Raw genomic sequence first — 16,003 nt, 5'->3', positions numbered from 1 at the left:
GAATGCACTGCGTCCTACCGCAGCGCACAAATAGACAATACCCAGATCACCGCCGCGTTGCAACATGTTTCTGTCTATTTTTTTATCATTAAAATTTGTGCTGCTTTTTTGATCAAAATTTCACAGGACTGACACTTTTTCAGTCCACCAATGCCCCAAAATTTGGCACCAAAGCATAGGTCGATGGTCGAAATGCCCGGGAATCGACCTCGAATCGATCCCGCAAAATCCATTATTTTTTCGAATCTGCCGCCATTCCTGACCCAAAACGAAGATTTCAGGCCCCAGATTCGCTTAACCAACACATGATTTCAGCAAACGCCATCCCGTTTTCGCGTCAAATCCTGAAACAGCGCCATCAAACCTATCCTTGCGAACGGCACCTGATGATCATCCACGCTGGTACAAGCTGCCGAAACGGGAAAAGCCCCCAGCCCTCGCCTGCTTTGCCAACAATCCGCCCACCGCAGCGCCCCCGATATAAGCAGTTCACATGCCAAGCTGGTCCGACCAACAGCCATATCACGGCGGCAGAACAACGCTGCATCGCAACAACCTGCTGATGGGTCAGGGTCTTTTCCCGGCTACCATTCCACACACAGAATAAGCCCGCGAATCCCAGCTTTCAGCCACCCACTCAAAAAAACAGGAAACGCACATAAAAAAGCCAGGCACTCAACAGGTCCGGCGGGAATAAAACAGCAGGTATTTGGATCAGTAATCGCCAGCCAAAAATCTCGCACAGTCCCCGCAGAACAGGCTCAGGAGACAGTTCCGGCAGAAAGCGAAGCATCGCAGGCAGGATGAAGGATAACCGTGGCACTTGTGCCGCTAGGGCGCACGGGCTGGGCCGCCATCATTTTGGCGGTGCCAACACCATCGGTTTCCTGATCTTTTTTGATTTCATACATACGCTGATCAGCAAGATCGACAAGGGAATGGGGTTCTTCGATTTTATCCTCGATACGTTCGGCAATACCAACACTGCATTGCTGACGCGCGCCGTTGGGAAGGTCAGCCAGCCCGTTCTCCACCACACGCCGCATCACTTCGCGCGCCTGTGCTGTTGTCAAACCGGGCAGCAAAACCAGAAATTCCTCGCCCCCCCAGCGCACCACAACATCACCACGCCGTAAACCGGCAATCAGGCTGGCACCACTATGGGCCAAAATGCGATCGCCGCGATCATGCCCGAACTGGTCATTCACCTGTTTGAAATTATCCAGATCGACAAACGCAATCGAAAAGGGGCGACAGCCACGGCGGGCCGCCTCGAACCCCAAAAACAGCATTTCAGACCCGAAACCACGGCTATAGGCACCGGTTAACGGGTCCTGGGCAATCTGCTGGATGTTGATGATGGTGCGATAAAGCTGCAACAGGGCGGAAAGTGCTGCCGTCATTGTCATGACGAAAAACAGCACCCGCGTTGACATCACCCCGGCATCAATCGCCCCGCTGCTATCGGGCAACAGCCCCGAAACATCCAGTGCGGCCGGAATGGCTATAAAGGCGCAAACCTCCAGCAGGGATAACGGCATGGCGGCCAGCAACATGCCCATCGCCAGCATCAGCAACCCATGGGTCATGGCCGCTGTACCCGATGCAAACGGGCTCATCAGCGAAAGTGCAAAAAGCCCGCCTACCGACAGCATCAGCAACCCAAAGGGCAACAGGGGCACCTTGCGGCGCAGCCGTGCGCCAACACGCCCGTCCAGCACAATCCAGACAGCGATCAACGCAACAACAAGACGGGAAACATTTTGCGGGCTTGCCGTGAAAAGCGTGGTGTAGGACCCATCCCAGAATGGGGCGCAAAACAGATAAAGCAGCACAAAAGCCGCTGCCAGACGCCCCGTATGACGCAGGATTTCCGCACGCCGCAGCCTTAACGCATCATTATGGAAAAAAGGCACAAGCAGGTCGCGACAATCACATCGCAACCGCCCCCTCAGAAATGATGCTAAAGGAGAATTCGTGGCTGGCACCCAGGGCTCCGTCACCTATTTCAATCAGGAGCATCCAGCGCCCCGGAAAATCAAAGGTATCCTTACCCCTTAACGATCAAATGACAACTATCCATAAGAGCAGCAAATTCGTAATAAAACTAACTTTCGCGCCAGTTTTATGAATTTTTATGAATATAAAATGTCAATTCACCGAAAATTTTACCAAGTATTGCAATAAAAGATAAAGGGACAATTCAGTAATTGCCCCTTTATCGAATAAATACCATTTACCCGCACCCAGCAACCTCGGGTCAGGAATTAGCCCCAAAGGGCTGCATCAGGAAGCGACATGACACCCTTGTCAAAGTCGATACCGTTTTCACGATCCTTTGCCATCCATAACGGACCATCGAGATCGACGATACGCGCCCGTGCAGCCACCACCATTGCCGGTGCCATCGCAAGCGACGTTCCGACCATGCAGCCGACCATCAATTGCATCCCGGCATCCAGGGCGGCATCAGCAAGCTCCAGCGCGCCGGTCAGGCCACCGGTTTTGTCGATCTTGATGTTGATCATGTCATAAAGCCGTGCCAAACGCGGAATATCGGCCACCGTATGAACCGATTCGTCCGCACACAGCAAAACAGGACAATCAATATCAACCAGCCCGTCATCACTTCCGGCTGGAAGAGGCTGTTCGATCATCTCGACACCCAGTGCATCAAGCTCCGCACCGATATCGCGCAGAAGCTCGATCGACCAGGCTTCATTGGCATCAACAATCAAACGCGATTCCGGCGCACCTTCACGCACAGCCCGCACGGATTCGATAACGTTTTCACCATTCAGCTTCAGCTTCAAAAGCGGCGCCGAAGCAGCCTTTTTTGCCGCTTCGCGCATGGCATCGGGCGTATCCAGGCTAAGCGTTTCAGCCGTTACAAGGCCCGTGGGTGCCGGTGCTTCAAGCCCCGGCAATTCCCAAACGCGGCGGCCAAACCGTTTTGCTTCCAGATCCCAATAGGCACAGTCAACGGCATTGCGCGCCGCACCAGCCTTCATGGCATCCTGCAATTCGGCACGGGTCATGCCACGCTCCAGTGCATCGGCCTGTGCGTTGATATCGGCCATAACCTGGTCAATGGATTCGCCGTAACGGGCATAGGGAACGCATTCCCCACGCCCGGTAAATTCACCATCGCTAAGCGTGACAACCACAACTTCCGCCTGGGTTTTTGCCCCACGGGAAATTTTAAAAGCCGTCCGCAATGGCCAGATTTCAGATGTGACGCTTAATTTCGGCACATCAGATCTCCTGCAGCTTGTCAACGATCGGCGCAACGCCGTTGCGAACCGGGTCAACACACGGCAGGCCGAATTCTTCGGCAATATCAGCCATCAGCTTGGTTGCTGCGGCATCATCAAGAGCCTTGGTATTGATGGCAAAACCGGCAACCACGCAATCCGGGTTGGTCAGGCGGGCATGCATCAGGTTAACTTCCAGCGTCGTTTTCAGATCCGGCAGGGAATAACCTGGCAGGCCGCGCATGTGGGTACGGGTCGGCTCATGGCACACAACAATGGCATCCGCCTGCGCACCATGCAGAAGGCCCATCGACACACCAGCATAAGACGCATGGAACAGGCTGCCCTGCCCTTCAACAACGTCCCAGTGGTCCGGGTCATTGGCCGGTGCAATGGTTTCAACCGCACCGGAAATGAAATCCGAAATCACGGCATCAACCGAAATGCCTTCGCCAGCAATGAAAATGCCGGTCTGGCCGGTAGCGCGGAATGTTGATTTGATGCCGCGCTGTTTCATTTCGGCTTCAATCGCCAGGGCGGTGTACATCTTCCCGACCGAGCAATCGGTACCAACAGCAAGAACACGCTTGCCGCTGCGCTTTTCGCCACTGCCAACCGGCAGCTTGCCTTCGAAATGGCGCACATCAAACAGCGATACACCCTTGGCAGCAGCCGCTTCGGCCAGCTCGGGGATCGTCGAAAGTTTGGTATGCAGGCCGTTGGCGATATCCATGCCGGCATCAATGGCCGCAAGCAGGGTTTCCATCCAGACCGGGCCAATAATGCCACCACGGTTGGCAACACCCAGAACCAGGGTTTTCACACCGGCTTCACGGGCTTCGGCAATGGTCATGTCCGGCAGGCCAAGGTCGGCATTGCAGTTTTCCAGGCGAAGCTGGCCTTTGCACCATTCCGGGCGCCACTGTTTGATGCCAATTGCGGTCTTTGCCGCCAGCTCATCCGGGGCATCGCCAAGAAACATAAGATAGGGATGTTCGATTTTCATTCTTTACCTCCTTGACCAGCGTCCAAGCGCTGAACTTATAATCTGGCAGCGACTATAGCGCGAATGGGGCCATTCCTGCCAGATCAAGTGTTGGGTCATATTCGGCTATATCGTTAGATGTTCGCAGTAAATTCGGAAAATATTACGATAAACCGAAATTCATTCGACCATCTGCCAACTTAAACACAGTTTCTTGCAAAGGATACCGGCAAAAACCGGCAAAAAAGCAATAAACTGCAATTATGAAGGACTGGCGTGAAAGCGCCCGACTTATGATGAGTACGGATCTCAAAACGTGGCTATCCGAACGAAAAATTGAAGAAGTTGAATGCATTGTACCTGACATGTCAGGGGTGGCACGCGGCAAGGTTCTGCCTACGCAAAAGTTTTTGCGTGGCGTGGAAAACAAAAGCCTGGCGATTCCCGAGGCAATTTTCTGCCTGACTGTCACCGGGGGATACCCCGAAGAAACGGACGCCTTTCTCGACCCGGCCGAAAAAGACGTGGTGATGGTGCCCGATGCCGAAACCATCCGCGTTGTTCCCTGGTATGAAGAGCCGACCGCGCAGATCATTTGTGATTGTTACCATTTTTCCGGCGAGGAAGTTTCGATTTCCCCGCGCAATGTTCTTAAACGCGTTCTCAAACAGTTCGAAAACCTGGGCATGCGTCCAATCATCGCCCCGGAACTTGAATTTTATCTGGTCGCCAAAAACACCGACCCCGACAACCCGCTGGAACCGCCTGTGGGCCGTTCGGGCCGGCCGGAACGTGCATCAAACGCCTTTGGCATCGATGCAATTAACGAATTCGACCCGCTGATCGAAGACCTGTACGATTATTGCGAGGCCATGAATATCGATGCCGATACCATGAGCCACGAATCGGGCCCGGCCCAGCTTGAAATGAACTTTAACCACGGAACACCGCTGGAACTAGCAGACCAGTCGTTCCTGTTTAAACGCACTTTGCGTGAAACGGCATTAAAGCACGGGGTCTATGGCACCTTTATGGCCAAGCCGATGGGCAACCTGCCCGGCAGCGCCATGCATATCCATCAGAGCCTGATCGATATCGACACCGGCAAAAACCTGTTTTCCGATGAAGATGGCGAAAATTCCAAGCTGTTCCTGAACTATATTGGTGGTCTGCAGCGTTACCTGCCCGCAGCCATGCCGCTTCTGGCACCCAATATGAACAGCTATCGCCGTTTGCAGCCATGGTCGGATGCGCCGATCAATATGCACTGGGCACTGGATAACCGTACGGTCGGCCTGCGCCAGCCAAATGGTCCGCCCAGCGCACGCCGCATCGAAAACCGCATTCCCGGCGCCGATGCCAACCCCTATCTGGCAATTGCGGCGTCGCTTGCCTGTGGTCTTCTCGGCATTCAGGAAGAAATCGACCCGACCACGCCAATCGAAGGCTCGGGCTATGACCGGGCGCATTCCCTGCCCCGTCATATCCACGAAGCTTTGGCAAAATTCAGCCGCTCACGTCCGCTCAAGGACCTGCTGGGCGATGAATTTTCGGCAGCCGTTCTTGCCGTTAAAGAAGCCGAATGGGATGCCTATCAGACCGTGATCAGCGCCTGGGAGCGTGAGCACCTGCTCCTCAATGTCTGATCTGTCTGAAACAGGGATTTTTTGCTAAATCCCGACTAACGCCTGATTGCGCCGGAATACACTGTTCCGGCGCAATTTTTTTGCACCAATTAGTGCCAAAACCGCAAAACATTCGAAAAAGCAGCGGCAACTTAATCTTGTATTTGACAAAGCCCTGAAACGTTTCAGGATTATCGCAGGCATGGGTGGAACAGGGAGGCCCCCATGATAAATGACGTTGCCACGAGGGAGGCACCGCACAATGAAAGCAAATAAAAAAACCATCAGCCTGATCGCATTTGCCACCGGCCTTGCCGGATTTACGGGCGCTGCATCGGCACAGGAAGTTTTAAATATTTACAACTGGTCGGATTATATTGCCGAAGACACAGTTGCGAATTTCGAAAAGGAATTCGGCGTTAAGGTCAATTACGACGTTTATGACAGCACCCAGATGGTCGAAGCCAAATTGCTGGCGGGCAATTCGGGGTATGATCTTGTGGTTCCGACCCTTGCTGACGCCGAAAGGCTGATCAAGGCGGGGCTGTTTCACAAGCTCGATAAATCCAAACTGACGAACTACAAAAACCTCGACCCGGCCATTCTGGCGCAAACAGCCAAATATGACCCGGACAATACTTATGCCGTGCCCTATCTTTGGGGGACCAACGGCATTGGCTATAACGTTGCCAAAATCAAGGAAGTCCTGGGCGATGAGGCCCCACTTGATAGCTGGTCACTGGTATTTGACCCCAAATATGCCGAGGCACTGGGCAAATGCGGACTGACCATGCTCGATGACCCCAGCGAGATTGTCCCGCTGGTCAGCGCCTATCTTGGCACTGCCGACGAACCGCAAAGCAATGAAACCGTCGAAGCCGCGATGGCAACACTTGAAAAGGTTCGCCCCTACATCACCTATTTCCACAGTTCGCAATATATCAACGATCTTGCCAACGGAAATATCTGTGCCGCCATTGGCTGGTCCGGTGATGTCTACATGGCAGCATCACGCGCGGCTGAAGCCGATAACGGGAATGAGATCAAATACATCATTCCCAAGGAAGGCACGCTGATCTGGTTTGATACCATGATGATTCCCGCCGATGCACCGCATCCCGATCTGGCGCTGAAATTCATCAATTACATCCTGCGCGGTGATGTCAGTGCCGCGATCACGAATTATGTCGAATATGCCGGGCCAAACCTGGCCGCGATGGACATGATCGAAGATCGCATCAAGAACAATCCGGGTGTTTATCCGTCTGACGAAGTCAAGGAACGCCTGCGTTCCAAGGTCGAACCGGGCCAGAAGGTTCTACGAACCCGCACCCGTCTTTGGACCAAACTTAAAACCGGTCAGTAACGCCATTTTGTTACGCACGGGGATTTGCAAAACAGAAAATTGTCGCCACGGCGATATCTTGTATTTGACAAATCCCCGAACGGTTTAAAGGATAGAAGAAAGCCTGTCGGGGTCCTTTGCCCCGTTTGCTTGTCTTAACGCTGTCAATAAGGGAGGCACAGCGACATGTCGTCACTGAAAAAATGCACCACCAGCCTGATTGCGCTGGTCGCAGCCGTTTCGGCCCATGCGACCATGGCATCGGCCGAGGATGTATTGAATATCTATAACTGGTCGGATTACATCGCCGAAGATACCGTCGCCAATTTCGAAAAGGAATATGGCGTCAAGGTCAATTACGATGTGTATGACAGCAACCAGGTTGTCGAAGCCAAACTGCTGGCGGGCCATTCCGGCTATGATATCGTGGTGCCGACCCTTGCTGATGCCCAGCGCCTGATCCAGGCCAACATTTTCCAGAAGCTCGATAAATCCAAGCTTCCGAATTACAAAAACCTGGACCCGGCCATTCTGGCCCAGACCGCAAAATACGACCCCGATAATGCCTATGCCGTTCCCTATATGTGGGGCACCAACGGTTATGGCTACAATATCGACAAGGTTAAAGAAATTCTGGGCGATGATGCCCCGACCGATAGCTGGGCGCTTATTTTCGATCCGAAATATGCTGAACCGCTGTCAAAATGCGGCGTCACCCTGCTTGATGATCCGGGCGAAATGGTTGATCCGGTCAATTTCTATCTGGGTAATGGTGACAAACCGCAAAGCAAGGAAACCATCGAAGCCGCGATGGGCCAGCTTGAAAAGGTTCGTCCCTTCATCACCTATTTCAACAGCTCGCAATATATTAACGACCTTGCCAACGGCAATGTCTGCGTATCTGTCGGCTTTTCCGGCGACGTTTTCATGGCGCGTGACCGTGCCGATGAAGCCGATAACGGCGTTCACATCAATTACGTGATCCCGAAGGAAGGCACCCTGATCTGGTTTGATACCATGCTGATCCCGGCCGATGCACCGCATGCCGAGCTGGCACATAAATTCATCAATTATGTCCTCGATGCCAAGGTCAGTGCCTCGATCACCAACTATGTGACCTATGCCGGCCCGAACCTGTCCGCCATGGAATATATTGATGACGAAATCAAGAATAACCCCGGCATTTACCCGTCTGACGAGGTAAAAGCAAAACTGCGCGCCAAGGTCGAGCCTGGGCCCAAACTGCTGCGTGAACGCACCCGTTTGTGGACCAAACTCAAAACCGGCCAGTAAGCCTGTTTTCGGGTAAAGACTAAAAAAGCAAGGCGCGGCATCCCCCGCGCCTTGTTTTGTTTATGACTCGTGCTGCAATTGCGAAGCCTTGCTTTCACATGACAAAGCAGCACACAGATCAATGCCACAACGTGAAGCAAAAATTGCTCAATTACTGAACAGCAGCGCCCATTTCGCCAGCATTTCCGGCATTAATTGCTGTTAAATGTTCGAAATATCGCACACTGCTCTTTACAGATTGCGGAATTGCTTCATCCTGTTAAGCAGAAAAACACGAACAGTTTCACAACATCGGACGGGAGAATTCTGGTGTCGCAGGGGGCCAATCAGAAAGACGCACAGGCATGTGTGCAAACCAGCCAGCCGTGGAATGATCCGGATGCTGTACCGTTTATCCGGTTTGAAAAAGTAACCAAAAAATTTGGCGATTTTTACGCGGTCGACGATGTATCGCTCGACATTTACCGCCACGAACTGTTTGCCCTTCTGGGGGGGTCGGGTTGCGGCAAAACAACGCTGTTGCGCATGCTGGCCGGGTTTGAAGACCCGACCGAAGGCAAAATCTATATCGACGGTGTCGATATGGCCAATGTGCCGCCCTATGAACGCCCGACCAACATGATGTTCCAGTCCTATGCCCTTTTCCCGCATATGAGTGTCGAGAAAAACGTCGCCTTTGGCCTGCATCAGGATGGTTATTCAAAATCCGAAATCAAAGACCGCGTTGCCGAAATGCTAGCGATGGTGCAAATGAGCAAATTTGCCACCCGCAAACCGCATCAGCTTTCCGGTGGCCAACGCCAGCGTGTTGCGCTGGCACGCTCGCTTGTCAAACAGCCAAAGGTGCTGTTGCTTGACGAACCGCTGGGCGCACTCGACAAAAAACTGCGCGAACAAACCCAATTTGAACTGGTCAATATCCAGGAAAAAGTTGGCACCACCTTTGTCATGGTCACCCACGACCAGGAAGAAGCCATGACCATGGCATCACGCATCGCCGTGATGAATGAAGGCGTGATCAAACAAACGGGCACACCGTTCGAACTTTATGAATATCCCAATTCCCGCTTTACCGCCAACTTCCTGGGCCAAGTCAACCTGATCGAAGGCACCCTGGTCGATGACGATGAAAAATACGCCATCATCCAGTCCGACGATATTGGCGGCGAAATTTACATCGACCACGCGGTTCAGGGCCATGAAGGCACCACGCTGTGGGTTGCACTGCGCCCGGAACGGCTGCGCCTGTGCACCGAAAAACCCGAAGACGTCACCCGGAACTGCTTTGCCGGCAAGGTCGAGGAAATTGGCTATCTTGGCGGGCTTTCGACCTATCACGTCCGCCTTGAAAGCGGGATGCGCATTCGTGTCAGCGAACCCAATACGCATCGCCACAACGAACCGCGCTATACGTGGGAAGACCGGGTGTGGGTGACCTGGGAGACGGGGTCCGCCTCGGTGCTGAACCAATGAGTGAAATAAAACCAACCCTGAAACAACGTTTTGATCGCTGGATGATCCGTCACGGCCGGGTTCTGGTTATTGGCATGCCCTATCTGTGGCTGCTGCTGTTTTTCCTCGTCCCGTTTCTGATCGTCCTTAAAATCAGCTTCGCCACCGCCGAATATGCCCAGCCGCCCTATAGCGCGCTGTTTCAGTGGGTGGATGAAGGCGTCAATATTGCCATCAATTTCGGCAATTACCTGTTTCTTCTTTCTGACAGTCTTTATATCACGGCCTATCTCAATTCCATTCGCATTGCGGCGATTTCCACTGTCATCACCTTGCTGATCGGCTATCCGATGGCTTACGGCATTGCGCGCGCCAAGGGCTCGACGCGCAATCTGCTGCTGATGCTGGTTATTTTGCCGTTCTGGACCAGCTTTCTGATCCGGGTTTATGCCTGGATCGGCATTCTGGACCGCGAAGGGCTGATCAATGCGGCCCTGCTGGCATTACACATCATTTCCGAACCGCTGATCATTCGCCAAACCGAGGTCGCGGTATATATCGGCATTGTCTACACCTACCTGCCCTTCATGATCCTGCCGCTTTATTCCACGCTTGAAAAAATGGATGGCAGCCTGCTTGAAGCGGCACTGGACCTTGGCTGCAAACCCTGGCAGGCGTTTTTGAAAATTACGCTACCCCTTTCCATGCCTGGTATTCTGGCGGGGTCCCTGCTGGTATTTATTCCAGCCGTTGGCGAATTTGTGATCCCCGAACTTCTGGGTGGCCCCAACACGCTGATGATTGGCCGAACACTCTGGAACGAATTTTTCTCCAACCGTGACTGGCCCATTGCCTCGGCTGTGGCGATTGCAATGCTGATCTTCCTGGTCGTTCCGATCATGTATTTCCAGCATATCCAGGGTAAAACCGAGGAGGCCGGGAAATGAACGGGAAACGCTCCATCTTTCTGATTTCGGCACTCAGCTTTGGCTTTGCCTTCCTGTATGTGCCAATCATGCTGGTGATCATTTATTCCTTTAACGAGGGCAAACTGGTCACCGTCTGGGCCGGTTTTTCAACCAAATGGTATGTCGCCCTGTTTCAGGATGACGGCATGATCGATGCGGCCTGGAACAGCCTGCGTATTGGTATCATGTCGGCCACCCTGGCGCTGACCATTGGCACACCGGCCGGGCTTGTCATGTCGCGTTTCGGGCGCTTTCGCGGTCGTACCATGTTTTCAGGCATGATCGCCGCCCCGCTGGTGATGCCCGATGTTATTACCGGCCTGTCGCTGCTGCTGCTTTTTGTTACGATGGAACAGCTTGTTGGCTGGCCAGCGGGCCGTGGCATGACCACCATCGTCATTGCGCACACCACCTTCTGTGCGGCCTATGTCGCCGTTGTGGTGCAGTCGCGCCTGGCAGGGATGGATAATTCGATCGAAGAAGCAGCAATGGATCTTGGTGCCAAACCAACCAAAATCTTCTTCCTGATCACCCTGCCCATGATCCTGCCCGCCCTGATGGCTGGCTGGCTTCTGTCCTTTACGCTGTCGCTTGATGATCTGGTGATTTCAAGTTTCGTTGCGGGCCCCGGCTCCACCACCCTGCCCATGAAGGTGTTTTCATCGGTCAGGCTGGGGGTTTCACCTGAAATCAATGCGCTTGCCACACTGATCATTGTCGCCATTTCCATCCTGATCGTGATTGCCAGCGTCCTGGTCATGCGGTCCGAACGGCAACGTGCGCGACAGGTTCAGGATGATCCTAACCTTTAAAAATCGACAAAATTAGAAAAAGCCCCAAACGGGGCTTTTTTTATTGAAAATTTTCTTATTTTTTTACAAAAATCAAAATACAGAAGTTGATAATTTTTATTTGCGAAAAACATGAAAACGACTTGCTACTGCCCCGAAAAAAAACCTTCAGAACTTAACATCATAACCGAATGCGCAAGATGTCAAAAAGAAATCGACCGAAAAAAAGTCAAGAAAAAATCCACAGCACCTAAAATAATAGCTGCCATTGTTGCAGCAGGCGCAATCCACAACATCTCATCCCGATCTGGAGAAGACAGGTATCCGGTAGGCGTAGAATATGAGCTTATGTCTTCTTGCATCAACGGCAGTCAAAATACATTTCTGGAAGGATTTTTAAGGGCTAAAACTCAAGTTTGCTCTTGTTTGGTGGAAAAAACAGTCGAAGACGTAGCTTACGATGAATATAAAAAATCTCCCCGTAAATTTGCAGCCGTGATGCGCGACAATCTTAGCGCCTGCTATTAATAGAAAGGGGCGAAATCGCCCCTTTCCAAAATGGCATGCTACTATTTCCCTTTCGGAGGATTGTTGCCCCGGCCTCCGCCGGAAGGATTGCCCGTTTGACTCGGTCCATTTTGCGGCCCCGCCCCCTTCCCTGCTGCAGCCGCACGTTGAGCACGTGCACTGAATGAATGTCCAGATACATCGCCGCCACGACGAGCCGTCGCGCTCTGAATACGAGAAGCATCCGTCTGGTTCATTTTTTTCATTGTCAATATCCTTCGTTGTATCGGGTAATTTGCTCTAAAGCACACACACAATACAGAAGCCAATGCGGACATTTGCGGACATGAGATCCAGCCCGGAAAGAAAAATTGACGAAATTGATAAAATTTTGAACCTGACGGATCTTTCGATTACACGGCTTTCAAGATATCTGTTCGAACATCAGGAACGCCTCCGGGAACAAGCGGATGAAGCCCGTTATGAGGCGAACACATCACGTGACCGCGAAAGAAATCAAGAATACTTCGATGAAGCGGAACGAGAAATAGATTTACAGAGACATAAATCAAAAACAGAAAAGTATCTTCAAAGAGCTAGAAAAAAATTTAACGACGAAAAAACAGAAACCAAACTGACGGAAATTCTAGAATTCATGAAAAAAACTCCGGAATACCTGGCAGTATTCGGGACACAACTTCAAAACTCTCAAAAATTTTACATCGAAGAGATATTAGACAAAGAAATCTCAAAAATCTCCGGTGAAATTGACAAAAAAATATTAGGGTAGCCCTTCTTAAGAAAGAGCTACCCTCACCATAAAAATTGATACACTAAAGCACTGTATTTACACGGATATCATTTGAAACGTCATTTTTCATAACCGTAATTTCAGCCCGCCAGAATTCGATAACGGCGGTTTCAGCCGACTGGGCAAAGTCGATAATCATGTCCTCAAGGGCGTTCTGGCGCATCAGCACCACTACCCTTGCCGGTACCTGCGACATCTGCCACAGCCCCAAAATAAGGGCGAAGGAATTCGCCATCAGATTACGGGCTTGCTGTTCGGTAATGGAATAGATTTCAGAAAGCGCATCGGCGGTACGTTTGACCATCGCCGCCACGTAACGTTTGTGGATCAGCACGCTTTCGTCATCGGCTCCCTGTTCCAGCACGCCATGTGACAGCGAGGCCAGATGCAGAAACCGTGATCGTTTGACAAGATAGTCAACAAACTGGCGCGCCACGCGCAACGGGTCACGATCAGCGGGCAGGCGTAGCGCCTCCTGCTCGATGGCTTCCAGATTGTTTTCACTCCATCCCTTGAAAAAGCGACGAAGCACTTCAAGAAACAAGGCCTCTTTGCTGGAAAAATAAAGGTATAATGTGCCTTTGGCCAGATTGGCCTTTTTTGCAACTTCCGCAGCAGACGGAAGCTGCCCTTCACCTTCCAGAAACAGTGCCTCGGCGGCATCTATGATATCGTTCCGACGACGCAGCTTTTGTTCATGACTGCGCGCGCGAACGAGACATTCGTTTTCCATATGTTGTTCTTCCCCGGTCTTCTCCCCGGCGGATTATTGCCTGCATTGAAGCACAGAGTCAAACAACCGTTCCCGCTAGCACCTCATTTATCATATCGCAAACACATGATACGCAATGCAGCCATGCGGTCAGCAATGTCAAAACCTTGGCTGTTTCCCAAGAACCATTCGAATTAGCATCATGATTTTGCCGCTCATTTTTTCACTCGAAAATGACCAAAGGTCATTTCATCACCCTTTTCCGAAAGAGACTCGGGCCGATGAAAACCCGGCAACCGGCACGTACTACCCCCTGTCGCCGGGCTTTGATTTTTCACACCGGCAATTCTGTGGTACGTTTGACCTCGCGCAGGGTGATCACGGTTTGTACACGTTCAACACCGGGAAGCTGGGTCAGAACTTCGCTATGGATGCGTTCATAGTCCGACGTGTTGCTATAGACCACATGGACCAGATAATCGCTTTGTCCGGCCAAAAGGTAGCATTCAACCACTTCGGGCACGGACTGAATTTCGCGTTCGAAATCCTCCAGCGCCTGGCGCGTTTGCCGGGCAATGGAAATATTGACAAAGGCATTACCGGGTTTGCCGATCCGTTTGGGATTTAGCAGCATCGCATAGCGGTCAATAAAACCGGCCTCTTCGAGCAGACGAACACGGCGCAGACAGGCCGATGCCGACAGATTGACCTTTTCCGCCAGATCCGCGTTGCTGATACGCCCGTCCTGCTGCAGCAAACGAAGTATCATCCGGTCGCGAGCATCTATATCCATTCGAATGTTTCCCTGAAAAATAGGCGGTTTCTTAAAATATTATGCCAACAATACCATTTTTGGCGGCCCGGATTGAAGAGAAATTGCCACAATTTTAGGGTATCATTCAAAGATAACTAAAAGCCGGGCAAAAAGCCCAACCGCCACCCCAAATCCGGGAGGTCACACCATGCTGATCGGTGTACCAAGAGAGATCAAAAACCACGAATATCGCGTCGGTATGACGCCGTCTTCCGTTCGCGAAGCCGTTGCCCATGGTCACAAGGTGATCATTGAGACCAATGCCGGTAACGGTATTGGCTGCAGCGATGCCGACTATCAGGCTGCTGGCGCATCCATCGTTGATAGTGCCGCCGAAATTTTTGCCACTGCCGAAATGGTGGTGAAGGTCAAAGAACCGCAGAAAGTTGAATATGAACAACTGCGCGAAGGCCAGCTTCTGTTTACCTATCTGCATCTGGCACCGGACCCCGCCCAGACCGAAGGCCTGATCAAATCCGGCGTAACGGCGATTGCCTATGAAACCGTGACAGACCGTAATGGCGGCCTGCCGCTGCTTGCACCGATGTCCGAAGTCGCCGGGCGCATGGCCCCCCAGGTGGGTGCAGCCGCCCTTCAAAAGGCCAATGGCGGCCGTGGGATGCTGCTGGGCGGTGTGCCGGGCGTATCGCCTGCCAAGGTCGTTGTCATCGGGGGTGGCGTTGTTGGCACCAATGCCGCGCGTATTGCGGCTGGCATGGGCGCAGATGTCACCATCCTTGATAAAAACATCAAACGCCTGACCTACCTTGACGATGTTTTTGGCCCGCGCATCAAAACGCAATATGCCACCATCGACGATACCGAAAGCCTGGTTTACGACGCTGACATGGTTGTTGGTGCCGTGCTGATCCCCGGTGCCGCCGCACCGAAACTGATCCGCCGTGAACAGCTTGCAAAAATGAAGCCGGGTTCGGTGATTGTTGACGTCGCCATTGACCAGGGCGGCTGCTTTGAAACATCCAAGGCAACCACCCATGCCGACCCGATTTATATTGTCGATGATGTGGTGCATTATTGCGTTGCCAATATGCCCGGCGCCGTTGCCCGTACATCGACCTTCGCGCTGAATAATGCCACCCTGCCCTTCATGCTGGCACTGGCCGACAAGGGCTGGAAAAAGGCCTGCCAGGACGATGCACATCTTGCTGCCGGCCTGAACGTGCATAATGGCCGCATCACCTATGAAGCCGTTGCCCGCGAATTGGGCTATGACCACCTGCCGGTCGAAAAGGCAATTGCCTGATCAGTTGCAGACCGGGTGATTAACGCCCATATCTCCCGCCTCGCACAAAAAAGACCCCCGCCGCAATTTTGTGGCGGGGGTTCTTTTTTGTCCTCGTACCAGACAGGCAGTCATCCCAAAACAAAACCACCCGCAACATGATGGCTGCGGGTGGTTTTAATTTTAAATATCCAGGATCAGAT

The 16,003-nt window shown here is 52.3% G+C and carries 14 protein-coding genes; 9 read left to right on the top strand and 5 right to left on the bottom strand.

Annotated elements, in window-relative coordinates:
- Positions 1-761: 761 nt before the first annotated feature.
- From CSC3H3_RS07100 to dgcN, 3 genes are all read right to left on the bottom strand, one after another.
- The gene (locus CSC3H3_RS07100) at positions 762-1,916 is read right to left on the bottom strand and encodes a GGDEF domain-containing protein (protein WP_101284399.1); all 1,155 of its coding nucleotides are present in this window, start codon (positions 1,914-1,916) and stop codon (positions 762-764) included.
- A gap of 351 nt (positions 1,917-2,267) precedes the next feature.
- Entirely contained in the window at positions 2,268-3,254 is a 987-nt protein-coding gene (dgcA, locus tag CSC3H3_RS07095) for an N-acetyl-D-Glu racemase DgcA (protein ID WP_101284398.1), read from the bottom strand.
- A 1-nt stretch (position 3,255) separates the two neighbouring features.
- Positions 3,256-4,260, bottom strand: coding sequence for an N-acetyltransferase DgcN (gene dgcN / locus CSC3H3_RS07090; protein WP_101267921.1), 1,005 nt, complete (start codon positions 4,258-4,260; stop codon positions 3,256-3,258).
- Between the two features lie 275 nt (positions 4,261-4,535).
- Here dgcN and CSC3H3_RS07085 point away from each other — a divergent pair, with 275 nt between their 5' ends.
- The 8 genes from CSC3H3_RS07085 to CSC3H3_RS07050 all read left to right on the top strand — a co-directional run bounded on the left by CSC3H3_RS07085 (position 4,536) and on the right by CSC3H3_RS07050 (position 13,010).
- Positions 4,536-5,885: a glutamine synthetase family protein gene (locus tag CSC3H3_RS07085; RefSeq protein WP_101268084.1), complete on the top strand. Its 1,350-nt coding sequence runs from the start codon at positions 4,536-4,538 to the stop codon at positions 5,883-5,885.
- A 241-nt stretch (positions 5,886-6,126) separates the two neighbouring features.
- Positions 6,127-7,230 (top strand): polyamine ABC transporter substrate-binding protein, encoded by a 1,104-nt coding sequence (locus CSC3H3_RS07080; protein ID WP_101284397.1) that lies wholly within the window; start codon positions 6,127-6,129, stop codon positions 7,228-7,230.
- A gap of 165 nt (positions 7,231-7,395) precedes the next feature.
- Positions 7,396-8,502 carry a polyamine ABC transporter substrate-binding protein gene (locus CSC3H3_RS07075; RefSeq protein ID WP_101284396.1) on the top strand — a complete coding sequence of 369 codons (1,107 nt, stop codon included), beginning with the start codon at positions 7,396-7,398 and terminating at the stop codon, positions 8,500-8,502.
- Between the two features lie 309 nt (positions 8,503-8,811).
- The gene (locus CSC3H3_RS07070) at positions 8,812-9,975 is read left to right on the top strand and encodes an ABC transporter ATP-binding protein (protein WP_101267927.1); all 1,164 of its coding nucleotides are present in this window, start codon (positions 8,812-8,814) and stop codon (positions 9,973-9,975) included.
- On the top strand, positions 9,972-10,901 hold the full coding sequence (locus CSC3H3_RS07065) for an ABC transporter permease subunit (RefSeq protein WP_101267929.1): 930 nt from the start codon (positions 9,972-9,974) through the stop codon (positions 10,899-10,901). The genes CSC3H3_RS07070 and CSC3H3_RS07065 overlap by 4 nt, the downstream gene beginning before the upstream one ends.
- Positions 10,898-11,734 carry an ABC transporter permease subunit gene (locus CSC3H3_RS07060; protein ID WP_101267931.1) on the top strand — a complete coding sequence of 279 codons (837 nt, stop codon included), beginning with the start codon at positions 10,898-10,900 and terminating at the stop codon, positions 11,732-11,734. The genes CSC3H3_RS07065 and CSC3H3_RS07060 overlap by 4 nt, the downstream gene beginning before the upstream one ends.
- Positions 11,735-11,845: 111 nt before the next feature.
- Complete coding sequence (locus tag CSC3H3_RS24395) at positions 11,846-12,241, top strand: hypothetical protein (RefSeq protein ID WP_157831857.1); 396 nt, start codon at positions 11,846-11,848, stop codon at positions 12,239-12,241.
- Positions 12,242-12,566: 325 nt separating this feature from the next.
- Complete coding sequence (locus CSC3H3_RS07050) at positions 12,567-13,010, top strand: hypothetical protein (RefSeq protein ID WP_133125833.1); 444 nt, start codon at positions 12,567-12,569, stop codon at positions 13,008-13,010.
- Positions 13,011-13,053: 43 nt separating this feature from the next.
- Here CSC3H3_RS07050 and CSC3H3_RS07045 read toward each other — a convergent pair whose 3' ends face one another.
- Positions 13,054-13,764 (bottom strand): TetR/AcrR family transcriptional regulator, encoded by a 711-nt coding sequence (locus tag CSC3H3_RS07045; protein WP_101267937.1) that lies wholly within the window; start codon positions 13,762-13,764, stop codon positions 13,054-13,056.
- A gap of 313 nt (positions 13,765-14,077) precedes the next feature.
- On the bottom strand, positions 14,078-14,536 hold the full coding sequence (locus CSC3H3_RS07040; RefSeq protein ID WP_101267939.1) for an Lrp/AsnC family transcriptional regulator: 459 nt from the start codon (positions 14,534-14,536) through the stop codon (positions 14,078-14,080).
- A 169-nt stretch (positions 14,537-14,705) separates the two neighbouring features.
- On the opposite strand from CSC3H3_RS07040, the gene ald reads away from it, so the two are divergent.
- Positions 14,706-15,821 carry an alanine dehydrogenase gene (gene ald / locus CSC3H3_RS07035; RefSeq protein ID WP_101284395.1) on the top strand — a complete coding sequence of 372 codons (1,116 nt, stop codon included), beginning with the start codon at positions 14,706-14,708 and terminating at the stop codon, positions 15,819-15,821.
- The last annotated feature ends 182 nt before the right edge of the window (positions 15,822-16,003 follow it).

This window comes from Thalassospira marina, assembly GCF_002844375.1.
GTDB classification, from domain to species: Bacteria; Pseudomonadota; Alphaproteobacteria; order Rhodospirillales; family Thalassospiraceae; genus Thalassospira; species Thalassospira marina.
This window is presented reverse-complemented; position numbering and strand designations above follow the sequence as displayed.